Raw genomic sequence first — 19,379 nt, 5'->3', positions numbered from 1 at the left:
TTATGAGCAAAGCGACTGGTTTCGTCAAAGAATTCCGAGATTTCGCGGTAAAAGGCAATGCGGTCGACTTGGCAGTGGGTGTCATTATCGGTGCGGCGTTCGGCAGAATTGTCGACTCGCTGGTGAAAGACATCGTCATGCCGCTGGTCAACTTCATCCTTGGCGGCTCGGTCGATTTTTCGAACAAGTTCCTGGTGCTATCCATGCCCGCCGGCTACAACGGCCCCATGACGTATGCCGACCTGACCAAAGCGGGCGCAAACGTCTTTGCGTGGGGTAATTTCGTCACCATCATCATCAACTTCGTGCTGTTGGCGTTCGTGATCTTCTGGATGGTCAAGGCCATCTACAAGGCGCGCACCAAGGCCGAGGAAGCGCCGGCCGCACCGGCCGCGACGCCCGAAGACGTGGCGCTGCTGCGCGAAATCCGCGATCTGCTCAAAAAGCCCTGATTCGCTGCCGCCGCGAACCCGGTATCCGCACGGATCCGGGCCGCGGCCAGCGGACGTTCCCGCCGGCGTAGGGTCCGCATGGTTGCGCGTGCGCCGGCCCCGCTGAACAATCCGCTGTTTTCTCCTGCTGGCCCTATTCCGCTGCCATCTGCCGTTCGACGCGTCGCGCGAACATGGCGAAGCTTGCGCGCACGATGCTGGGTTTCAGCAGAAAGTCGTGCGATTCGGCGGCCAGCTCGTCATTGACCGGTTTCACCTCGCCGTATGCGGCGGCGGCCAGCAGCTGGTTGCGGGCCGCGCGTTCGATCAGCACCGACAGGTACAGCGCTTCTTCCACGCAGGATCCGGCCGCCAGGAAGCCATGGTTGGCCAGCAGGATGCAGCGCTTGTCGCCCAACGCCGCGGAAATGATCTCGCCTTCCTGGTCGGCGATGGGTAGCCCGGGCCATTCCTTCAGATGAGCGCAGTCGTTGTGGAACGGCGTGGCGTCCATGTGCGCGACGACCAGCGGCTGGCCCGTCATCGACAGCGTCGAGACATGCGGCGGGTGCGTGTGAATGATGCACTGCACGTCGGGGCGCTGGCGATAGACCCAGAAATGAAAGCGCACGGCGGGGTTCGGCGTACCCGCGCCCTCAAGCACTTCCATGCTGTCGTTGATGCGGATGACCGAGGACGGGAGGATCTCGTCGAACGCCTGGGCCAGCGGGGTGGTCAGGAACGTGCCGTCGGCGTTGCGCACCGTGATCTGGCCTGCCAGCGTTTCCGAATGGCCTTCGCTGGCGAGAATGCGGCAGCTAAGCGCCACTTTTTCCTTCTCGCCCCAGTTTCCGAAGTCGAGCTTGTTCGCGGAGCGCGCAAAGAAGGCGTCGGCATGGGCTTGTTTTTCCAGCATGGGGTCTCCTTGGGGATAATGGCTTAATTACACGCCCGCCTCTGCAGCCTGCGATTGACCGATCACGAACGCGGGTTGACTCAACGCGACAGGAGGGCGGGCCCCCCTCGGCCCTTGTTGGCCGGCCCGACAGAGAGCTCCGAGCATGCCAAGCGCCAGCCAGACCGTGAATCGACCCGCCCGGCCCGCCTGTTCCGAGGCGGATCTCAACTTTGCGCCCCAGTTCCGCCCGTTTTACGCGCAGGAGATCGCCGGCTATGAGCGCGAGCTGGACAAGCTGGTCCTGCCGGGAGAATTCCGGGCGTTGACGGAACAGCCCCGGCTGCAATTGCAGGCCTGTCGACTGCGCGCGGGCGGGCTGGTGGTCAGCCTGGAATCCACGCCGATAAGCGTGCACCACCGTGCGGAGCACGCGGCCGATCTGGACCACGCGGAGTTCCTGGCCAGCTTCGTGGTCGCCGGGCATGGCGTCATCGTCCAGAATGACGCCACCCTGCCGCTGGAACCCGGAGACATCATCTTCCGCACGACCGCGCTGCCCTCCGACATCCGGATGTACACCGATTCGCGGATCGTGGTGGTGAAGGGGCCGCTGTCGCGCCTGCTGGGCGCGCACAGCCTGGCGATGTCCCAGTTCACCGCGCAACGCGGCGCGGCCGGCTTGCCGATGGTGCAAACCGCCCATCGTTGCCTGCATCATGTTTTTTTCGACAAGGCGGAATCCAACCCTACGTCGTCGCTCTTTGCCGAGCAGGCGCTGCTTGCCCTGCTGGCCTCGATATACACCAGCCAGGCGTTGGAGAAGATTCCGGGCGATGCGCGGGCGCCTGCCGATAACTGGCAGGTGCTGGCCAGTTACATCGATGCCCACATCACCGATCCGGAGCTGTCGGTGCAGGCGGTAGCGGACGTGCTGCGCGTCACCACGCGTTGGGTGCATCGGCTGTTCAAGACGCGTTCGCTGCAATACACCAGCTATGTGCGAGAACGCCGGCTACAACTGGCCAGGGAAGCGCTCGAGGACCCGCGGCGTTCGCACGTCGAGGTCAAAGAAATCGCTGCCTCTTGCGGCTTCCAGCATGCCAGCCATTTCATCCGCCGTTTCCATGAACGCTTCGGCATGTCGCCCGCCCTGTATCGCAAGACAGCCAGAAGCGGCAGCGGCGGCGCGTAACCCACGCCGCCCGCTCACATCGCGTGGCGCGTCATCCCCGGCGCAAATCCTGGGGCGTGGGTTTCATGAGAAACGCCGAGGTGCCGGCGACGATACCCAGAACCGCCAGATAGACGCCGACGGGAACAATGCTGTTGAACTTCTGGACCAGCGTGGCCGAGATCAGCGGGGCCAAGCCGCCACCAATGGCCGCCGAGAACTGGACCCCGATCGACAACCCGGAATAGCGCAGCTCGGCAGGGAACTGGGCGCTGTACAGGCTGGACTGAGGGGCGATCATGACCGCGTAGTTCAAGGCCATGGCGATGAAGACGGCAAGGCTGTACGCCATCAACGAACCGCTGCCCACCGCGAGGAAGATGGGAATGGCCATGAGCCCCAGGAGCATGCCGCCCCAGCCGCAGACCCGGCGCGCGCCGATGCGATCGGCCAGCATGCCGAACAACGGAATGGTGAACATCAACACGCCTGCGCCGTAGAGCAAGGCGTGCAGCGCGTCGGCGCGGCTGAAGCCTAGCTTGGACACGGCGTAGGACACCGAGAACACCAGGAAGGTGTAGATCAGGGTGACCTCGGCAATCTTGCAGCCTATGCACAGCAAGAGCGATTTGCCATGTGCGCGCAGCAGTTCGCGCAGGGGCATTTTGTCTTCCAGAGGCTGCCTGGTCCGTGCGCGTTCGCGTTTGACCTGCTCGAACTCAGGAGATTCGTCGATGCCGTGGCGGATGAACAGGCCTACGACGATGAGTACGGCGCTGGCCAGAAACGGCAGGCGCCAGCCCCAGGACAGGAAGTCTGCTTCCGGCAGCCGCGTCACCAGTGCGAAGGACCCTACCGACAGCAGGATGCCCAAGGGCGCGCCCACCAACGGCAGGCTGCCGAAGAACGCCTTCCACTTTGGCGGCGCGTGTTCCACCGCCATCAGCATGGCGCCGCCCATTTCGCCGCCGAACGATAGCCCCTGGCCGATGCGCAGGACCACCAACAGCACCGCCGCCGAGATGCCGATCTGTTCATAGGTCGGCAGCAGGCCGATGAGCACGGTGCACAGGCCCATCAACAACAGGCTCAGCGTCAGCATGGATTTGCGGCCGACGCGATCGCCGAAGTGGCCGAACAGGATGCCGCCGATGGGACGCGCCAGCATGCCGCTGGCGAAAGCGCCAAAGGCCGCCAGCGTGCCGGTTGCCGGATCGAACTGCGGAAAGAAGATCTTGTTGAACACCAGGGCCGCGGCGGTCCCGTAGGCGAGGAAGTCGAACGCCTCCACGGCGGTGCCGATGACGGTCGCGACGGCGACCCGGAACAGGTTCGGCTTCTTGTGTGGTCGGGCAGCGGGCTGCGCGGCGGGTATGGCGTCCATGTCGTTTCCTCTTGTCTTGTCGTAATGGTTTTGTGTCGTGGCGCGGCAGCTCAGGGGCCTGGCGTCACGTATCCCGGCAACTGCCGTATGCGTTCGCGCCATGCGGCCATGGCGGGATAGGCGGCAACGTCGATGGCGGCTTCTTCGGCCAGCGCCGCGTAGCCGTAGCAGGCGATGTCGGCCACGGTGGGCGCATCGGTACCGGCCAGCCAGCCGTTTTCCGCAAGGTGCTTGTCCATGCGGCGAAGCACGCGGTCCGTGCGGGCCTGCATGCCGGGAATGTCGAGCAGCGCTTCGCTTACGCCCAGGTGGTGCGCGGCCTCGGCGTTGCTGACGACGCGCGTCAACCGCAGCGGCTGCAGGCTGTTCGCGATTTCATTGGCGGAGACCGATAGCCAGGCGTGCATGGCGCCGATGCGGGGCAATGGCGCCAACCATTGGGGGGCGTAGTGATGCGCAAGATGCAGCAGGATGGCGTGACTGTCCCAGAGCGCGATGCCGCCATCGGTCATTGCGGGGATCTGCTGGAAGGCGCTGATGCGCTCAAACGCCGCGGTCTGGTTCTTGCGGGCCAGCACGTCGACAAATGTGCGTTGGTAGGCCTTGCCGATAAGGGCAAGAAATAGGCGGACCTTGTAGCAGTTGCCAGAGCGCGGGTGGTCGTAGAGGGTCAGCATTCAGTGGCTCCGTATGAAGGAGGCCCGGCCGGGAAGAGGCCAGCGGCGGGCAACTGCATGGAATGCTAGGGCGCGGTTTTCAGCCAGAATTGACAGGGAGAGAACCGCGATTGACCAGACGCGACGCACAGGCGCGGGTTTGATCAAACCCTCTGGTTTTCCCGGAGCCTGGTCCGGTGGATTCCCGGGGGCGTGGCGCACATGGCGACCGCAGGCGTCGTGAAATGAAAACGCCCCCTTTCGGGGGCGGATGGCAGGCCGTGCGCGACGCGTGTCAGGCCGGGTTATCGATGTCGACGAATTCGACCTTGATCCCGAACCGTTCGGCCACCGCCTGGCCCAGCGCTTCTGCGCCATAGCGCTCGGTTGCGTGATGGCCGGCGGCGATGAAGCCCACGCCGGTCTCACGTGCCAGATGCACGGTGGATTCCGAGACCTCGCCGGTGATGTAGGCGCTGGCGCCCGCGTCCACGGCGTCAGCCAGCATGCCCTGCGCGCCGCCCGTGCACCACGCCAGGCGCGATACGGGCTGGTCCGGGTCGCCCACGACCAAGGGCTGACGGCCCAGGCGTTCGGCCACGCGCGCGCCTAGTTGCGCAAGCGTTTGCAGGCCGGGCGCCTGGCCCAGCCAGACCAGGTTGTCTTGGCCACAGGTGCGCGGCGCGCCGTCGTCGCGGCGTTCCGGCGCCAGGCCCAGTACCCGCGCCAGTTGCGCGTTGTTGCCCAGCGTCGGATGCGCATCCAGCGGCAGATGGTAGGCGTACAGATTCAGGTCGTTCTTCAGGGCCAGGGCCATGCGCGTGCGGCGTGTGCCGATGACGCGGCGGTCTTCGTTGCGCCACATCCAGCCGTGATGCACCAGCACCGCGTCGGCCCCGCGTTCGACCGCCGTGCGCAGCAGGGCTTCGCTGGCGGTGACACCGGTGATAATGTGTCCGACTTCAGATCGGCCCTCCACTTGCAAGCCGTTGGGGCAGTAGTCCTTGAAGCGGGCGGCTTGCAGGGTGTCGTCCAGCCAGCTGGCCAGCACGTGGGAGTCCACTTTTTTCATTGCTCGTCCTATCAGAATCATGCGCCGATATTGGCTGATATTCGCTCAGGCCGTCACGGTCTGCCTGGCTATTCTATTCGTCGTCACCACCCTGCGGCCCGACCTGCTGCGCCTGGCCGGTCCGGGAACCGCGCCGCCCGCCGTGGCGGCTGCCGGGGCGCCGCGTCCGTCCGCGGGGCGCGGCGTGGGGCCGGTGTCCTATGCGGACGGCGTCGCCCGCGCGGCGCCGTCGGTGGTGAACGTCTACACCACCAAGCACGTCAACGTGCCGCTGGTTCCGCTGCCCGACGATCCCGTGCTGCGCCAGCTATTCGGCCAGATGCCGGGCATGAGCCGGCGGCAGGCCACGACCAGCCTGGGGTCTGGCGTCATCGTCAACCAGGACGGCCACGTGCTGACGAACTACCACGTGGTGCAGGCGGCGGACGCCATCGAGGTGGCGTTGGCCGACGGCCGCCGCGATACCGCCAAGGTCGTGGGGGCGGACCCCGATACCGATCTGGCCGTGTTGAAGCTGAGCACGTTGCGCGCCCTGCCCGCCGCCACCTTGGCGGCCGACCGCGGCTTGCGCGTGGGAGACGTGGTGCTGGCGATCGGCAATCCGTTCGGCGTGGGGCAGACCACCACCCAGGGCATCGTGTCGGCGCTGGGCCGCAATGGGCTGGGCCTGAACACGTATGAAAACTTCATTCAGACGGACGCCGCGATCAACCCGGGCAACTCGGGGGGCGCGCTGGTGGACGCCGAAGGCAATCTGGTCGGCATCAACACCGCCATTTATTCGGAATCGGGCGGGTCGATGGGCATCGGCTTCGCCACGCCCATCGAGATCGCGCGCAAGGTCATGGACGACATCGTCAAGACCGGCAGCGTCAAACGCGGCTGGCTGGGCGTGGAGCCGCAGGACGTTACCCCCGAACTGGCGCGCGCCTTCGGGCTGGGCGCCGACGCAAAAGGCGCGATCATCGCGGGCGTGATGCGAGATGGCCCGGCGGCGCGCGGCGGCCTGCGGGTGGGCGACATCGTGCAGTCGGTCAACGGCAAACCCATGGCCGACACGGCCCAGTTGCTGTCGGAAATTGCGCAACAGCCCCCTGGCCAGCGCGCGACGCTGGGCATTTTGCGTGCGGGCAAGCCGCAGGACGTGACCGTCGTGGTGGGCACGCGGCCCGGAAAGCCCCGATAGCCCTTCAAGGAACGTGCGCGGCGCCCTCCACCAAGATGCGCACCATCGACAGCACGGTTTTTTTCGTGCTGTCGGGTTGCTGGCGCAGCAGGGCGCAAATTTCAGCGCAGTAGCCGTCGATCGCGGGCGCGGTGGCCGGCATGGCGGGCAGCACGCCGGTGCTGGAAGGCACGCCGTGGGGGCCGGGTTCGGCGCCGCTGAGCACGCCGTCCGTCAGCCACGGCACGCTGGTTTCAAGCGCGACGGCCAGGCGTAGCAGCGTACTCCGGGACGGCGAGTAGCGATCTTCGCGGGTAAGAATGCGATGGATGCAGGATTGCGGCACGCGAGAGATGCGTGCCAGTTGATTCTGGCTGTGGATGCCGCGCCATCGCATCAGGGCGCGCAGCCTTTGGGCAAGCGACATACCTGCAATGTAGGATTGCAGGCATGTGCGGGCAAGAGTCAATCAGTCCTATCTTGCCCGCACATGCCGCGCCGGGGACGGTATCAGTGCCGTTCGGTCAGCGAATCCGTGGTGTCGTCGGCCGTGGCCGCGCCGGGCTTGGGCGACACCATTCGCGCGCAAATCAGACCCACCTCATAGAGCAGGCACAGCGGCACGGCCAGCATGAACTGGCTGACCACGTCGGGCGGCGTGACCACCGCGGCGATGATGAAAGCGCCGACCACGACATAGCCGCGCGCGGCGCGCAGCTTGGACAATTCCACAATGCCCGTCTTCACCAGCAGCACCACGGCCACGGGCACCTCGAAGGTAATGCCGAAGGCCATGAACATCGTCATGACGAAGCTCAGGTAGGCCTCGATGTCAGGCGCCGGCGTGATGGATTGCGGCGCGAAGGTGGCGATGAAGTGGAAGACCGTGCGGAACACCACGAAATAGCAAAACGCCATGCCCGCGATGAACAGGAACGTGCTTGAGATGATCAGCGGCAGCGCCAAGCGCTTTTCGTGCCGGTACAGGCCGGGGGCGACAAAGGCCCATGCCTGGTACAGGACAACCGGCAGCGCCACGATGAAGGCGGCCATCATCGTGACCTTGACGGGCACCATGAACGGCGTGATGACGCCCGTGGCGATCATGCGGGTGCCCTCGGGCAGCGAAGCCAGCATGGGCGCGGCCAGCACGTCATAGATGGCGGACGCGCCGGGGTAGATGAACAATACGATGAACACGGCCACGACGGCGCCGACGGCGCGCAGCAGGCGGGTACGCAATTCGACCAGGTGGGAGATGAAGGTCTCTTGCTGGCCTTCTTCTTGGGAGGCGTCCTGGGTCACGTCGGTGTTCCAGAGGGCGTGACGGGCTTGGCGGCGGGCGCGGCGTCGTCGGCCTTGGGCGCGCTGGGCGCCGGGGCGGGTTGTTGGGGGGCGGACGCGGCCGGCACGGGGGCCGGGGCGGGCACGGCGGGCAGCTCCAGGTCCAGGCTGTGATTCTGGCCGGGCGGGGCGATCGTGCGGGCCGGTTCGACGGATGCTTCCCCGGCCGGGGCGGGCCCGACCGAAGCGTCTCCAACGATCACCGGCGCGACCTTGCCGCTGGCTTCGCGGGCGACTTCATCGAGTTCCGCCCGGAATTGCTGAACCGGTTCCTGCAGCGAGGCCTGCGTGTCGTTCAACGACTGTTGCACGCCCTGCGCGGCGTCTTCCATTTCGTTCTTGAATTTGCGCAGCTCGTCGAGCTCGATTTCGCGCTGGATATCGGATTTCACGTCATTGACGTAACGCTGCGCGCGCCCAAGCAGGTGGCCGACGGTGCGGGCTACCTTGGGCAGGCGTTCGGGGCCAATGACGATCAAGGCGACGACGCCGATCACCATCAGTTCAGTGAGGCTGACATCAAACATTCGACGGCCGCTCGGGAATTGAAGCAATAAGGGCCGGCCCGTTCAGGGCGGGCCCGGGAGACGAGCCGCGGCTCAGGAGTTGGTCTTTTCCTTGGCTTGCACGTCGATGGTTTCACCGGAAACGCGCTGCTGCGCGATCGGATCCGCCGGCTTTTCGCCGTTGGCGTCCTTCATGCCTTCCTTGAACCCCTTCACTGCGCCGCCCAGGTCCGAGCCGATGTTGCGCAGTTTCTTGGTGCCGAAAATCAGCGCCACGATGACCAGAACGACCAACCAATGCCAAATGCTGAAACTACCCATGATGTTTCTCCGAATTACGCGGTGGGGGCTACGCGCCCTTTCCAGGGCCGCGAGCCGCCGATGATGTGGAAATGCAAATGCGGGACTTCCTGGCCGCCTTCGACGCCAGAGTTGATCATGATGCGAAATCCGCCATCAGGGCCCGGACGGCAACCGTTTTCGGCTGCTAGCCGCGGCGCCAACGACATCATTCTACCCAACCAACCTGCGTCCTCGCCCGTAATATCCTGCATGGATATGACATGACGTCGAGGGATCAGCAGTAAATGCACCGGTGCGGCCGGATTAATATCGTGGAATGCAACAAAGTCCTCGTCTTCGTAGACTTTTTTGGACGGGATGTCGCCACTGGCGATCTTGCAGAAAAGACAGTTGTTGCTCATTTTCCGGGCTCCGTGGTCAGTCTTTGGGGCGGCTTGCCTTCTCGGCCAGGCCCGACAAGCCTTCGCGGCGGGCCAATTCTGCCAGCACGTCTTCGGGCCGCAGCTTGAAATGCGTCAGCGCGACCAGGCAGTGGAACCACAGGTCGGCGGTTTCGCTGACGATGCGGTCCGGCACGCCGTCTTTGGCGGCCATGACCAGTTCCGTGGCTTCTTCGCCGATCTTCTTCAGAAAGGAATCGGGGCCTTTAGCCAGCAGCTTGGCGGAATACGATGCGGCGGGATCCCCCCCGTTTTCGGGGCGGCGGGTTTCCAGCGTGTCGGCGATGCGCGCCAGGATATCGGCGGCGCTTGCGGCGTGATCGGTCATTTGTAGATCATTTCCGGGTCTTTGAGCACCGGGTCCACCGTGACCCAGGACGCTTGGTCCGTCTGGCCTTCCAGGCGGCGGTAGAAACAACTGGCGCGCCCCGTATGGCAGGCGATGCCGCCTTCCTGGTGGATCTTCAGCAGGATGACGTCGCCGTCGCAGTCCAGGCGCAGTTCATGCACTTCTTGAATGTGGCCGGATTCCTCGCCTTTGCGCCACAGGCGCTGGCGTGAACGCGACCAATACACCGCGCGGCCGGTGGCGGCGGTTTCGGCCAGCGATTCGCGGTTCATCCAGGCCACCATCATGATCTGGCCGTTGTCGGCGTCTTGGGCGATGGCGGGGATCAGGCCGTTTTCGTCGAAAACGACGTCGGCCATCCAGGTGGGTTCAGTGCTCATATCAATCCAACCTTACTGCAATGCCTTGTTCGGCCATGAAGCGCTTGCATTCGCCCACGGTGTGTTGGCCGAAATGGAAGATGCTGGCGGCCAGCACGGCGCTGGCACGGCCGGTGGTGACGCCGTCGGCCAGATGTTGCAGATTGCCCACGCCGCCGGAAGCGATGACGGGCACCGGCACGGCGTCCGACACGGCACGGGTCAGTTCCAGGTCGAAGCCCGACTTGGTGCCGTCGCGGTCCATGCTGGTCAGGAGGATCTCGCCCGCGCCGTAGGCGGCCATGCGACGCGCCCATGCCACGGCGTCCAGGCCGGTGGCCTTGCGGCCGCCGTGCGTGAACACTTCCCAGCGCGCGGGTTCGCCCTCGGCTGATACGCGACGCGCGTCGATGGCGACGACCACGCATTGCGAGCCGTGGTAGTCGGACGCGGCGCGGACCAGTTCGGGATTGGCCACGGCGGCGCTGTTGATACTGATTTTGTCGGCGCCGGCGTTCAGAAGCCGCTGGATATCGGAAACCTGGCGCACGCCGCCGCCCACCGTCAGCGGGATGAAGACCTGCGAGGCGACCTGCTCGATGATGGGCAGGATCAGGTCGCGGCCGTCGCTGGTGGCGGTGATGTCCAGGAACGTGAGTTCGTCGGCGCCCTGCTCGTTGTAGCGGCGGGCGATCTCGACGGGGTCGCCCGCGTCGAGCAGGTTGACGAAGTTCACGCCCTTGACGACGCGGCCGGCGGTGACGTCAAGGCAGGGGATGATGCGGCGGGTCAGCGCGCTTGCTACGGGCGCGCCGGCCTCGGTGCTGCTGCTGGAGGTGGTCATTTTGCCAATTCGTCGGCGCGAGCCTGGGCTGCCTGGAAATCAAGCGTGCCTTCGTAGATGCTGCGGCCCAGGATGGCGCCTTCGACACCTTCTTCCTCGACCGCGCAAAGGGCTTCGATGTCCTGGATGCCGGCGATGCCGCCCGAGGCGTAAACGGGAATGCGCACGTGCTGGGCCAGGCGGACCGTGGCTTCGACGTTGACGCCCGACAGCATGCCGTCGCGGCCGATGTCGGTGTAGATGATGGCCTCGCAGCCGTAGTCTTCGAATTTCTTGGCCAGGTCCAGCACGTCGTGGCGGGTCAGCTTGCTCCAGCCGTCGGTGGCGATCTTGCCGTCGCGGGCGTCCAGGCCGACGATGATCTGGCCGGGGAATGCGCCGCAGGCGTCTTGCAGGAAGCCCGGGTTCTTGACCGCGGCAGTGCCGATGATCACGTAGGAGATGCCGGCGTCAAGGTAGCGCTCGATGGTGTCGAGGTCGCGGATGCCGCCGCCGATCTGGACGGGGATGTCGTCGCCGACGGCTTCCAGGATGGCCTTGATGGGCGCTTCGTTCTTCGGTTTACCGGCGACGGCGCCGTTCAGGTCGACCAGATGCAGGCGGCGCGCGCCTTGGTCGAGCCAACGGGTGGCCATGGCGGCGGGGTCTTCGGAGAACACCGTTGCATCGTCCAGGTCACCCTGGCGCAGGCGCACGCAGCGCCCGTCTTTAAGATCGATGGCGGGGATCAGCAGCATGGTGGGCAGCAAAAAAGAAAGAGGGGTTGAATGGGCTGGCGCACGTGGGCTCTAGGCCTACGGCTGCCAGTCTACAAAATTGCGATACAGGCGCAAACCGTGTTCGGCGCTCTTTTCGGGGTGGAACTGCACCGCGAAAATGTTAGCTGCCGCCACTGCGCAGGTAAAGGCGACGCCATAATCGGTTTCACCAACAGTCAGGCCGGCATCGTCCGGATCGGCGTAGTAACTATGGACGAAATAGAAGTGCGTGTCGTCCGGAATGCCGTCCCAGATAGGATGAGAGCGCGTCTGGCGGACTTTGTTCCATCCCATGTGCGGGACTTTCAGCCGTTCCGGGCGGGTGTCGGCCAGGCCCGCAGCGCCGGTGTCGGCCAGGCAGGCTTCATCGTCGGTGGCGATCAGGTCCGCGAAACGCGGCCCCGAGAAGCGGCGCACGACGCCGGGGAACAGGCCCAGGCAGGACGTGCCGCCTTCTTCAGACGAGTCGAACAGCATCTGTTCGCCCACGCAGACGCCCAGCAGCGGTTTGTTGCGGGCGGCGCGGACGACGGCTTCGCGCAGGCCGGATTCATTCAGGGTGCGCATGCAGTCCGCCATGGCGCCCTGGCCCGGGAAGACCACGCGGTCGGCCGCGTCGATGTCTTGGGGCTGGTTGCAGATGCGGATGTCCGCATCGGGGGCGGCGAACGTCAGGGCGCGAGCGACGGAGTGGAAATTGCCCATTCCATAGTCGACGATGGCGATAGTGGTCACTTCTTTTGCCTGGTGCGGTGGGTTTGGCGAACGGTTACAGCACGCCCTTGGTGGAGGGCACGACGTCGCCCATGCGCGGGTCGACTTCCATGGCCATGCGCAACGCGCGGCCACAGGCCTTGAACACGGTTTCCGCCTGGTGGTGGGCGTTGAAGCCGCGCAGGTTGTCGATGTGCATCGTGATCAGCGCGTGATTGACCAGGCCCTGGAAGAATTCGCGCGTCAGGTCGACGTCGAAATTGCCGATGTGGGCGCGCGTGAACGGGATGTGGTATTCCAGGCCGGGACGGCCCGAAAAGTCCACCACGACGCGCGACAGCGCTTCGTCCAGCGGCACATAGGCGTGGCCGTAGCGGCGCAGCCCGGCCTTGGTGCCGACCGCTTTCGCGATTGCCATGCCCAGGGTGATGCCCACGTCTTCCACCGTGTGGTGCGCATCGATGTGCAGGTCGCCCTCGGCTTTGATGTCGAGGTCGATCAGGCCGTGGCGCGCGATCTGGTCCAGCATGTGGTCCAGGAACGGCACGCCCGTGTCGATCGTCTGCTTGCCGGTGCCGTCGATATTGATGGCCACGCGGATGCGGGTTTCGTTGGTGTTGCGGGTGATCTCTGCGGTACGCATGTTAAGCACTCAAAATCTCTTGCAGGGCAGCCAGCAAGGCGGCGTTCTCGGCCGGGGCGCCCACCGAGATGCGCAGGCAGTTGGCCAGGAGCGGATGGGCGTTGGAGAAGTTACGAATCAATATTTTGCGCGTTTTCAGCGCAAGATGCACGGCGTTGCCGTCCAGCTTGCCGGAAAAGCGCGCGAGTATGAAGTTGCCGGCGGAAGGGAATACCCTGACGCCGGGCAGCGCCGCCAGGGCCGTGGCCAGCGGTTCGCGGTCGGCGCGCAGGCGCGCGGCCTGCTCGTCCAGCACGTCCTTGTGGCGCAGAACCGTCATCAGCGTGGCCTGGGTCAGCACGTCCAGGTTGTAGGGCGGGCGCACTTTATTCAGTTCGGCGATCCAGTCCGGGTGGCCGGCCATGTATCCGAAACGCAAGCCCGCCAGGCCGATCTTGGAGACCGTGCGCATCACGACGACATTGGGCGCGTCCAGCACCTGGGCCATCCAGGTGCGGTCGGCAAAGGGCTGATAGGCCTCGTCCAGCACCACCAGGCCCGGGGCGGCGGCGATGATCGCCTGCACGTCGCGGTCGGACCAGAGGCCGCCGGTGGGGTTGTTGGGCACGGCCAGGAACACGACCTTGGGTTGGTGCTCGCGGATGGCGGCCAGCATGGCCGGCAAATCCAGGGTCAGATCATCGGTCAGCGGCACGCCGACGAAGCGAGCGTGGTCGAACCGGGCCGCCATGTCGAAATAGACGAACGACGGCCACGGCGACATCACGGTGTCGCCGGGGTTGCAGCAGGCTTGCACGACGATGTGGATGAGTTCGTCGGAGCCGTTGCCGAACAGCACGTCGGCGGCATCGGGCACCCCGAACGCGGCCTTCACCGCCTGCTGCAGCGCGGTCAGGTCGGCGGCCGGGTAGCGGTTCAGCGCCGTGTCGCGCACGGCGCGGGCGATGTCGTCGCGGACCGCTTCGGGAAGCTCGTAGGGGCATTCCATCGCGTCCAGCTTGATGCAGCCTTCCGCGTTGGCCACGGGATAGGCGGCCAGTTCGCGGATGTCGGCGCGCACGGTGCCGGCGATGCGGCCGGCCACGCTCATGGTTTGTCGATCCGGTACTGGGCGCTGGCGGCATGCGCCTGCAGGCCCTCGCCCAGCGCCAGTTCGGCGGCGATGCGGCCCAAGGTCTGGGCGCCCTGATGCGATACCTGGATCAGGCTGGAACGCTTTTGGAAGTCGTACACGCCCAGCGGCGATGAGAAACGCGCGGTGCGCGACGTTGGCAGCACGTGGTTCGGGCCGGCGCAGTAGTCGCCCAGCGCTTCCGAACTGAAGCGGCCCATGAAGATGGCGCCGGCATGGCGGATCTTGGCCGTCCAGATTTCGGGCTGCTCGGTGGAGATCTCCAAGTGCTCCGGCGCGATGTCGTTGGCGATCTGGCAGGCTTCTTCCAGGCTTTGGACCTGGATCAGCGCGCCGCGGTTCGCCAGGCTGACACGCAGGATGTCGGCGCGCGGCATCGTCGGCAGGAGGCGCGCGATGGCGGCTTCGACTTCCGCGATGAAGGCGGCGTCCGGACAGAGCAGGATCGATTGCGCCAGTTCGTCGTGTTCGGCCTGCGAGAACAGGTCCATGGCGATCCAGTCGGCCGGCGTCTTGCCGTCGCAGATGACCAGGATTTCGCTGGGGCCGGCGATCATGTCGATGCCGACCACGCCGAATACGCGGCGTTTGGCGGCGGCGACATAGGCGTTGCCCGGGCCGACGATCTTGTCCACGGCGGGCACGGTATCGGTGCCGTAGGCCAGCGCGCCCACGGCCTGCGCGCCGCCAATGGCGAACACGCGGTCCACGCCGCCGATGGCGGCCGCGGCCAGCACGATGGGGTTGCGCACGCCGTCGGGCGTGGGCGTGACCATGATCAGTTCCTGCACGCCCGCGACCTTGGCCGGGATGGCGTTCATCAGCACCGACGACGGATAGGCGGCCTTGCCGCCCGGCACGTACAAGCCCACGCGGTCCAGCGGCGTGACCTGCTGGCCCAGCATCGTGCCTTCGGCGTCGGTGTAGGTCCAGGTCTCGGCGCGTTGGCGTTCGTGGTAGCTGCGGACGCGGTCGGCGGCGGCTTCCAGCGCGTTGCGCTGGGCGGCCGGCAGCGAAGCCAGCGCGGCATGCCAGTCTGCCTTGGGAATTTCCAGCGCGGCGGCCGATACGCCCGGCATGCGGTCGAAGCGTTGCGTGTATTCCACCAGCGCGGCGTCGCCGCGAGCGCGCACGTCGGCCAGAATGCTGGCCGCGGCGCGGTCGATGGACTCGTCCTCGTTGGCTTCGAAGGCCAGCAGCTTGGACAGGGCGGATTTGAATCCGGGATCGCGGGAGTCGAGACGATTGATCAGGGCCATGGCGTCATGGAGCAAAGCGGAAAGCGGCCGCCGCGGCATCGCGGCGGGCGGGGGTCAGGCGTTGCGGGAGGCAGCTCTTTCGAAGGCGTCCAGCAGCGGTTGCAGGCGGGCGCCGCGGGTCTTCAGTGCAGCCTGGTTGACGATCAGGCGCGACGAGATCGGCATGACGTCTTCAACGGCGACCAGGTCGTTGGCGCGCAGCGTGCCGCCGGTGGACACCAAGTCGACGATGCAGTCGGCCAGGCCAACCAGCGGCGCCAGTTCCATCGAACCATACAGCTTGATGATATCCACGTACACACCCTTTGCCGCAAAGTGTTCACGGGCTGAGTGGACGTACTTGGTGGCCACGCGCAGGCGCGCGCCCTGGTGCACGGCGCCTTCGTAGTCGAAGCCGTTGCGCACCGCCACGGCCAGGCGGCACTTGGCGATGTTCAGGTCGATGGGCTGGTACAGGCCGCCGGGCTGTTCCTTGGCGTGCTCGATCAGCACGTCCTTGCCCGCGATGCCCAGGTCGGCCGCGCCGTACTGCACGTAGGTCGGCACGTCGGAGGCGCGCACGATGATCAGGCGCAGGCCAGGGTCGCTGGTCGGCAGGATCAGCTTGCGCGAGCTTTCCGGGCTTTCCGTCACTTCGATGCCGGCCTCGGCCAGCAACGGCATGGTTTCTTCAAAGATCCGGCCCTTGGACAGGGCCAGGGTCAGGGGCTTCATCGTGGTGGCATTGTTCATTGCCGGGCAGCCTCAAAATGATCGGACCCAATCGGGGAGCAGCAAGCCGACGGCGCGGCGTGGGGGCTATTACTTTTCATGCCTGTTCCTTGCCGGTCACGCGTTGGATGTTCGCGCCCAGGGCGCGCAATTTGACTTCCATCTGGTCGTAGCCACGATCCAGATGGTAGATGCGGTCGACCAGCGTGTCGCCGTCGGCCGCCAGGCCGGCGATGACGAGGCTGGCCGAGGCGCGCAGGTCGGTGGCCATCACGGTGGCGCCCGACAGGCGCTTCACGCCGCGCACGATGGCGGTGTGGCCATCGATGTCGATGTCGGCGCCCATGCGGCGCAGTTCCTGCACGTGCATGTAGCGGTTTTCGAAAATCGTCTCGACGATGACCGAGGTGCCTTCCGCCACGGCGTTCAGCGCCATGACCTGCGCCTGCATGTCGGTGGCGAAACCGGGGTATTCCCGCGTGCGCAAGCCCACGGCCTTCGGGCGCGTGGACATGGCGCCGCGGATCCAGTCCGGGCCGGTTTCGATGGTCAGGCCGGCTTCGGCCAGCTTGTCCAGCGTGGCACCCAGGATGCCGGCGTCAGTGTTCTTCAGCAGGATGTCGCCGCCTGCCGCGCCCACGGCGCACAGGAACGTGCCGGCTTCGATGCGGTCGGAGATGACGCGGTGTTCGGCGCCGTGCAGACGCTCGACCCCATCGATCACGATGCGGTCCGTGCCGTGCCCCTGGATGCGGGCGCCCATTTTGATGAGCAATTCGGCCAGATCGACCACTTCGGGTTCGCGCGCGGCGTTTTCGAGCACGGTCCGGCCGTCGGCCAGCACGGCGGCCATCAGCAGGTTCTCGGTGCCGGTGACGGTGACCATGTCGGTGCGCACGGAGGCGCCCTTCAGGCGCTTGGCGCGCGCGACGACAAAGCCGTGTTCGATGCTGATCTCGGCGCCCAGCGCGGCCAGGCCCTTGATGTGCTGGTCGACCGGCCGCTGGCCGATGGTGCAGCCGCCAGGCAGGCTCACGCGCGCTTCGCCGAAGCGGGCGAGCAGCGGGCCCAGCACCAGGATGGAGGCGCGCATCGTCTTGACCAGGTCGTATGGCGCTTCCAGGTTGTCGACCTTGTTGGCCTGCAGCGTGACCACGCCGTCCGCGCCGCGCTCGGCGCGCACGCCCATGCGGTCCAGCAGGCGCAGCATGGTGGCGGTGTCGTTCAGGTGCGGAACGTTGGCAAGCGTCAGCGCGTCGGCGGTCAGCAGACCCGCGCATAGAATCGGCAAGGCCGAATTCTTGGCGCCGGAAATGGTGATTTCGCCGTGTAGCGGCGTGCCGCCGGTGATGCGCAGTTTGTCCATCACTTGCCTGCTTGCTGGTATTCGTCAGGGGTCAGGGTGCGCATGGACAAGGCGTGGATCTCGGCTTTCATGCGGTCGCCCAGCGCGGCATAGACCATCTGATGGCGCTGGATCAGGCGCTTGCCTTGGAAGGCCGCGCTGACGATGACGGCGTCGAAATGCGAGCCGTCGCCCTGCACGTCAAGATGTTCACAGGACAGGCCGTCCGCGATGTATTGGCGGACTTGCGCGGGAGTGGGAAGCATAGGACGTCAGTTCCTGAGTTTGTAGCCGCTGGCCAGAAGCCGCAGCGCGTAAAGCGATAGCGCCAGGAACACCGCCGTCACCACCGCCAGGCTGCGCCAGGGCGAGACGTCCGACACCGCGAAGAATCCGTAGCGGAATCCGTCGATGGCGTAGAAGATGGGGTTCCAGTGGGACACGCTCTGCCAGAAGGGCGGCAACGTGTGGATGGAATAGAACACGCCGGACAGGAACGTCGCGGGCATGATCAGGAAATTCTGGAAGGCGGCCAGCTGGTCGAATTTTTCGGACCACAGGCCCGCGACCACGCCCAGCACGGCCATGATGCCGCAGGACAGTACGGCGAAGGCAAGCAGCCACAGCGGGTTGGCGGGGATCAGCGACACGAAGAACAACGCCACGGCCCAGACGCACAGCCCCACGGCCAGGCCGCGCACGATGGCCGCCAGCACGAAGGCGCCGAACATGTCGCGGTGCGACAAAGGCGGCAGCAGCATGAAGACGAGGTTGCCGGTGATGCGGCTTTGGATCAGCGACGACGACGGATTGGCGAACGCGTTCTGCAGCATGCTCATCATCATGAGCCCGGGGATCAGGAACGCCGTGTAGGGCACGGTGCCATACACCATGAGGCGCCCTTCCAGCACGTGCGCGAACACCAGCAGGTACAGCAGCGCCGTGATCACGGGGGCGGCGATGGTCTGGAAGCCGACCTTCCAGAAGCGCAGCAATTCCTTGCGCAGTAGCGTCGGGAAACCGGAGCCCGCATCCAGGCGGGGCTGCACCAGCGGTTGGCTGGCGGTCGCGGTGGGCGGCGTCATGACGAAATCTCTTCGGGTTGCAGGGCAGGCGCGGCGGGCTCGTCGCCCTGATGCATGATGCGCACGAACGCGTCTTCCAGGTCGACGCCGCCAACGCGGGCCATCAGGGCCTGGGTGGTGTCCAGCGCCACGATGCGCCCGCGCTTGAGCATGGCGATGCGGCCGCACAGGGCTTCCGCTTCTTCCAGGTAGTGCGTGGTCAGCATGATGGTGTGGCCCGCCTTGTTCAAGCGCGAGATGAATTCCCACAAGGTGCGGCGCAAGTCGACGTCGACTCCCGCGGTGGGTTCATCCAGCACGATCACGGGGGGGCGGTGCACCAGGGCCTGCGCCACCAGCACGCGGCGTTTCATGCCGCCGGACAGCGCGCGCATGTTGTTGTCGGCCTTGTCGGCCAAGCCCAGGTTGAACAGGATCTCGTCGATCCAGTCGTCGTTGTTGCGCAGGCCGAAATAGCCGGACTGAATGCGCAGGGTCTCGCGCACCGTGAAGAACGGGTCGTAGACGAGCTCTTGCGGCACCACGCCCAGTGAGCGCCGCGCCGACTTGTAATCGGCGATGACGTCGTAGCCACAGACGGTGGCCCTTCCGGAAGACGCGTGCGCCAGGCCGGCCAGGATCGAGATCAGGGTGGTCTTGCCTGCGCCGTTCGGGCCGAGCAGGCCGAAAAACTCGCCGTGCTCGATATTCAGGCTGACGTGGTCCAGCGCCTGGAAGCCCGGCGCGGGCGTGCGCCCAAGCAGCTTCTGCCAGCCACGCTGGCGTGGCGAGTAGACCTTGGAGACGTTTTCTAGACTGACGGCTGACATG

At 65.8% G+C, this 19,379-nt stretch carries 25 protein-coding genes; 3 read left to right on the top strand and 22 right to left on the bottom strand.

Annotated elements, in window-relative coordinates:
* Nucleotides 1-2 precede the first annotated feature (2 nt).
* Nucleotides 3-452, top strand: coding sequence for a large conductance mechanosensitive channel protein MscL (gene mscL, locus ACI0FO_RS19405; RefSeq protein ID WP_006224521.1), 450 nt, complete (start codon nt 3-5; stop codon nt 450-452).
* 133 nt (nt 453-585) lie between these two features.
* Here the strand turns inward: mscL and ACI0FO_RS19400 are convergent, their stop codons facing one another.
* Nucleotides 586-1,347, bottom strand: a complete 762-nt coding sequence (locus ACI0FO_RS19400; RefSeq protein ID WP_416029232.1) for an aldolase — start codon at nt 1,345-1,347, stop codon at nt 586-588.
* A gap of 145 nt (nt 1,348-1,492) precedes the next feature.
* Here ACI0FO_RS19400 and ACI0FO_RS19395 point away from each other — a divergent pair, with 145 nt between their 5' ends.
* Complete coding sequence (locus ACI0FO_RS19395; protein WP_416029230.1) at nt 1,493-2,521, top strand: AraC family transcriptional regulator; 1,029 nt, start codon at nt 1,493-1,495, stop codon at nt 2,519-2,521.
* A 31-nt stretch (nt 2,522-2,552) separates the two neighbouring features.
* Here the strand turns inward: ACI0FO_RS19395 and ACI0FO_RS19390 are convergent, their stop codons facing one another.
* The 3 genes from ACI0FO_RS19390 to ACI0FO_RS19380 all read right to left on the bottom strand — a co-directional run bounded on the left by ACI0FO_RS19390 (nt 2,553) and on the right by ACI0FO_RS19380 (nt 5,612).
* The gene (locus tag ACI0FO_RS19390; protein ID WP_416029228.1) at nt 2,553-3,884 is read right to left on the bottom strand and encodes an MFS transporter; all 1,332 of its coding nucleotides are present in this window, start codon (nt 3,882-3,884) and stop codon (nt 2,553-2,555) included.
* 50 nt (nt 3,885-3,934) lie between these two features.
* Nucleotides 3,935-4,561, bottom strand: coding sequence for a glutathione S-transferase family protein (locus tag ACI0FO_RS19385; protein ID WP_416029226.1), 627 nt, complete (start codon nt 4,559-4,561; stop codon nt 3,935-3,937).
* A 274-nt stretch (nt 4,562-4,835) separates the two neighbouring features.
* Nucleotides 4,836-5,612, bottom strand: coding sequence for a Nif3-like dinuclear metal center hexameric protein (locus ACI0FO_RS19380; protein WP_416029224.1), 777 nt, complete (start codon nt 5,610-5,612; stop codon nt 4,836-4,838).
* A 19-nt stretch (nt 5,613-5,631) separates the two neighbouring features.
* On the opposite strand from ACI0FO_RS19380, the gene ACI0FO_RS19375 reads away from it, so the two are divergent.
* Nucleotides 5,632-6,798: a trypsin-like peptidase domain-containing protein gene (locus ACI0FO_RS19375; RefSeq protein WP_416029222.1), complete on the top strand. Its 1,167-nt coding sequence runs from the start codon at nt 5,632-5,634 to the stop codon at nt 6,796-6,798.
* Nucleotides 6,799-6,802: 4 nt separating this feature from the next.
* On the opposite strand, the gene ACI0FO_RS19370 is transcribed toward ACI0FO_RS19375, so the two are convergent.
* From ACI0FO_RS19370 to ACI0FO_RS19285, 18 genes are all read right to left on the bottom strand, one after another.
* Nucleotides 6,803-7,204 (bottom strand): helix-turn-helix domain-containing protein, encoded by a 402-nt coding sequence (locus tag ACI0FO_RS19370; protein ID WP_416029220.1) that lies wholly within the window; start codon nt 7,202-7,204, stop codon nt 6,803-6,805.
* 83 nt (nt 7,205-7,287) lie between these two features.
* Nucleotides 7,288-8,082 carry a twin-arginine translocase subunit TatC gene (gene tatC, locus ACI0FO_RS19365; RefSeq protein WP_416029218.1) on the bottom strand — a complete coding sequence of 265 codons (795 nt, stop codon included), beginning with the start codon at nt 8,080-8,082 and terminating at the stop codon, nt 7,288-7,290.
* Nucleotides 8,079-8,648 (bottom strand): Sec-independent protein translocase protein TatB, encoded by a 570-nt coding sequence (gene tatB / locus ACI0FO_RS19360; protein ID WP_416029216.1) that lies wholly within the window; start codon nt 8,646-8,648, stop codon nt 8,079-8,081. The genes tatC and tatB overlap by 4 nt, the downstream gene beginning before the upstream one ends.
* A gap of 72 nt (nt 8,649-8,720) precedes the next feature.
* Nucleotides 8,721-8,948 (bottom strand): Sec-independent protein translocase subunit TatA, encoded by a 228-nt coding sequence (gene tatA, locus ACI0FO_RS19355; RefSeq protein WP_006216828.1) that lies wholly within the window; start codon nt 8,946-8,948, stop codon nt 8,721-8,723.
* Nucleotides 8,949-8,962: 14 nt separating this feature from the next.
* Nucleotides 8,963-9,331: a histidine triad nucleotide-binding protein gene (locus tag ACI0FO_RS19350; protein WP_416029213.1), complete on the bottom strand. Its 369-nt coding sequence runs from the start codon at nt 9,329-9,331 to the stop codon at nt 8,963-8,965.
* A 16-nt stretch (nt 9,332-9,347) separates the two neighbouring features.
* Entirely contained in the window at nt 9,348-9,698 is a 351-nt protein-coding gene (locus tag ACI0FO_RS19345) for a phosphoribosyl-ATP diphosphatase (protein WP_416029211.1), read from the bottom strand.
* Nucleotides 9,695-10,099, bottom strand: coding sequence for a phosphoribosyl-AMP cyclohydrolase (gene hisI, locus ACI0FO_RS19340; protein WP_416029209.1), 405 nt, complete (start codon nt 10,097-10,099; stop codon nt 9,695-9,697). Before hisI ends, ACI0FO_RS19345 begins: the two co-directional genes overlap by 4 nt.
* Nucleotide 10,100: 1 nt before the next feature.
* A complete protein-coding gene (gene hisF / locus ACI0FO_RS19335; RefSeq protein WP_416029207.1) occupies nt 10,101-10,922 on the bottom strand; it encodes an imidazole glycerol phosphate synthase subunit HisF in 822 nt (273 codons plus the stop codon).
* Nucleotides 10,919-11,659: a 1-(5-phosphoribosyl)-5-[(5-phosphoribosylamino)methylideneamino]imidazole-4-carboxamide isomerase gene (hisA, locus tag ACI0FO_RS19330; RefSeq protein WP_046805342.1), complete on the bottom strand. Its 741-nt coding sequence runs from the start codon at nt 11,657-11,659 to the stop codon at nt 10,919-10,921. Before hisA ends, hisF begins: the two co-directional genes overlap by 4 nt.
* Nucleotides 11,660-11,716: 57 nt before the next feature.
* Nucleotides 11,717-12,415 (bottom strand): imidazole glycerol phosphate synthase subunit HisH, encoded by a 699-nt coding sequence (locus tag ACI0FO_RS19325; protein WP_416029205.1) that lies wholly within the window; start codon nt 12,413-12,415, stop codon nt 11,717-11,719.
* Between the two features lie 34 nt (nt 12,416-12,449).
* A complete protein-coding gene (hisB, locus tag ACI0FO_RS19320) occupies nt 12,450-13,037 on the bottom strand; it encodes an imidazoleglycerol-phosphate dehydratase HisB (RefSeq protein ID WP_416029203.1) in 588 nt (195 codons plus the stop codon).
* A gap of 1 nt (nt 13,038) precedes the next feature.
* Complete coding sequence (gene hisC, locus ACI0FO_RS19315; protein ID WP_416029201.1) at nt 13,039-14,127, bottom strand: histidinol-phosphate transaminase; 1,089 nt, start codon at nt 14,125-14,127, stop codon at nt 13,039-13,041.
* Entirely contained in the window at nt 14,124-15,428 is a 1,305-nt protein-coding gene (hisD, locus tag ACI0FO_RS19310) for a histidinol dehydrogenase (RefSeq protein WP_416029199.1), read from the bottom strand. Before hisD ends, hisC begins: the two co-directional genes overlap by 4 nt.
* Nucleotides 15,429-15,482: 54 nt before the next feature.
* A complete protein-coding gene (hisG, locus tag ACI0FO_RS19305) occupies nt 15,483-16,160 on the bottom strand; it encodes an ATP phosphoribosyltransferase (RefSeq protein ID WP_100853529.1) in 678 nt (225 codons plus the stop codon).
* Nucleotides 16,161-16,236: 76 nt separating this feature from the next.
* The gene (murA, locus tag ACI0FO_RS19300; RefSeq protein WP_416029197.1) at nt 16,237-17,505 is read right to left on the bottom strand and encodes a UDP-N-acetylglucosamine 1-carboxyvinyltransferase; all 1,269 of its coding nucleotides are present in this window, start codon (nt 17,503-17,505) and stop codon (nt 16,237-16,239) included.
* Nucleotides 17,505-17,750, bottom strand: coding sequence for a BolA family protein (locus ACI0FO_RS19295; protein WP_416029195.1), 246 nt, complete (start codon nt 17,748-17,750; stop codon nt 17,505-17,507). Before ACI0FO_RS19295 ends, murA begins: the two co-directional genes overlap by 1 nt.
* Nucleotides 17,751-17,756: 6 nt before the next feature.
* Entirely contained in the window at nt 17,757-18,569 is an 813-nt protein-coding gene (locus ACI0FO_RS19290) for an ABC transporter permease (RefSeq protein ID WP_416029193.1), read from the bottom strand.
* Nucleotides 18,566-19,378: an ABC transporter ATP-binding protein gene (locus ACI0FO_RS19285; RefSeq protein ID WP_416029191.1), complete on the bottom strand. Its 813-nt coding sequence runs from the start codon at nt 19,376-19,378 to the stop codon at nt 18,566-18,568. Before ACI0FO_RS19285 ends, ACI0FO_RS19290 begins: the two co-directional genes overlap by 4 nt.
* Nucleotide 19,379: the final 1 nt, after the last annotated feature.

The organism is Achromobacter marplatensis (assembly GCF_049060505.1).
GTDB lineage: Bacteria > Pseudomonadota > Gammaproteobacteria > Burkholderiales > Burkholderiaceae_B > Achromobacter > Achromobacter marplatensis_A.
This window is presented reverse-complemented; position numbering and strand designations above follow the sequence as displayed.

What these genes read in the sequence shown, in the direction of transcription:
- hisD (WP_416029199.1), bottom strand. Translation starts at nt 15,428, where the DNA reads ATGGCCCTGATCAATCGTCTCGACTCCCGCGATCCCGGATTCAAATCC.
- ACI0FO_RS19380 (WP_416029224.1), bottom strand. Translation starts at nt 5,612, where the DNA reads ATGAAAAAAGTGGACTCCCACGTGCTGGCCAGCTGGCTGGACGACACC.
- ACI0FO_RS19375 (WP_416029222.1), top strand. Translation starts at nt 5,632, where the DNA reads ATGCGCCGATATTGGCTGATATTCGCTCAGGCCGTCACGGTCTGCCTG.
- murA (WP_416029197.1), bottom strand. Translation starts at nt 17,505, where the DNA reads ATGGACAAACTGCGCATCACCGGCGGCACGCCGCTACACGGCGAAATC.
- hisG (WP_100853529.1), bottom strand. Translation starts at nt 16,160, where the DNA reads ATGAACAATGCCACCACGATGAAGCCCCTGACCCTGGCCCTGTCCAAG.
- ACI0FO_RS19350 (WP_416029213.1), bottom strand. Translation starts at nt 9,331, where the DNA reads ATGAGCAACAACTGTCTTTTCTGCAAGATCGCCAGTGGCGACATCCCG.
- ACI0FO_RS19285 (WP_416029191.1), bottom strand. Translation starts at nt 19,378, where the DNA reads ATGTCAGCCGTCAGTCTAGAAAACGTCTCCAAGGTCTACTCGCCACGC.
- ACI0FO_RS19290 (WP_416029193.1), bottom strand. Translation starts at nt 18,569, where the DNA reads ATGACGCCGCCCACCGCGACCGCCAGCCAACCGCTGGTGCAGCCCCGC.
- hisI (WP_416029209.1), bottom strand. Translation starts at nt 10,099, where the DNA reads ATGAGCACTGAACCCACCTGGATGGCCGACGTCGTTTTCGACGAAAAC.
- tatB (WP_416029216.1), bottom strand. Translation starts at nt 8,648, where the DNA reads ATGTTTGATGTCAGCCTCACTGAACTGATGGTGATCGGCGTCGTCGCC.
- ACI0FO_RS19400 (WP_416029232.1), bottom strand. Translation starts at nt 1,347, where the DNA reads ATGCTGGAAAAACAAGCCCATGCCGACGCCTTCTTTGCGCGCTCCGCG.
- ACI0FO_RS19370 (WP_416029220.1), bottom strand. Translation starts at nt 7,204, where the DNA reads ATGTCGCTTGCCCAAAGGCTGCGCGCCCTGATGCGATGGCGCGGCATC.
- hisA (WP_046805342.1), bottom strand. Translation starts at nt 11,659, where the DNA reads ATGCTGCTGATCCCCGCCATCGATCTTAAAGACGGGCGCTGCGTGCGC.
- hisF (WP_416029207.1), bottom strand. Translation starts at nt 10,922, where the DNA reads ATGACCACCTCCAGCAGCAGCACCGAGGCCGGCGCGCCCGTAGCAAGC.
- ACI0FO_RS19385 (WP_416029226.1), bottom strand. Translation starts at nt 4,561, where the DNA reads ATGCTGACCCTCTACGACCACCCGCGCTCTGGCAACTGCTACAAGGTC.
- ACI0FO_RS19295 (WP_416029195.1), bottom strand. Translation starts at nt 17,750, where the DNA reads ATGCTTCCCACTCCCGCGCAAGTCCGCCAATACATCGCGGACGGCCTG.
- hisC (WP_416029201.1), bottom strand. Translation starts at nt 14,127, where the DNA reads ATGAGCGTGGCCGGCCGCATCGCCGGCACCGTGCGCGCCGACATCCGC.
- hisB (WP_416029203.1), bottom strand. Translation starts at nt 13,037, where the DNA reads ATGCGTACCGCAGAGATCACCCGCAACACCAACGAAACCCGCATCCGC.
- tatA (WP_006216828.1), bottom strand. Translation starts at nt 8,948, where the DNA reads ATGGGTAGTTTCAGCATTTGGCATTGGTTGGTCGTTCTGGTCATCGTG.
- ACI0FO_RS19345 (WP_416029211.1), bottom strand. Translation starts at nt 9,698, where the DNA reads ATGACCGATCACGCCGCAAGCGCCGCCGATATCCTGGCGCGCATCGCC.
- ACI0FO_RS19395 (WP_416029230.1), top strand. Translation starts at nt 1,493, where the DNA reads ATGCCAAGCGCCAGCCAGACCGTGAATCGACCCGCCCGGCCCGCCTGT.
- mscL (WP_006224521.1), top strand. Translation starts at nt 3, where the DNA reads ATGAGCAAAGCGACTGGTTTCGTCAAAGAATTCCGAGATTTCGCGGTA.
- ACI0FO_RS19390 (WP_416029228.1), bottom strand. Translation starts at nt 3,884, where the DNA reads ATGGACGCCATACCCGCCGCGCAGCCCGCTGCCCGACCACACAAGAAG.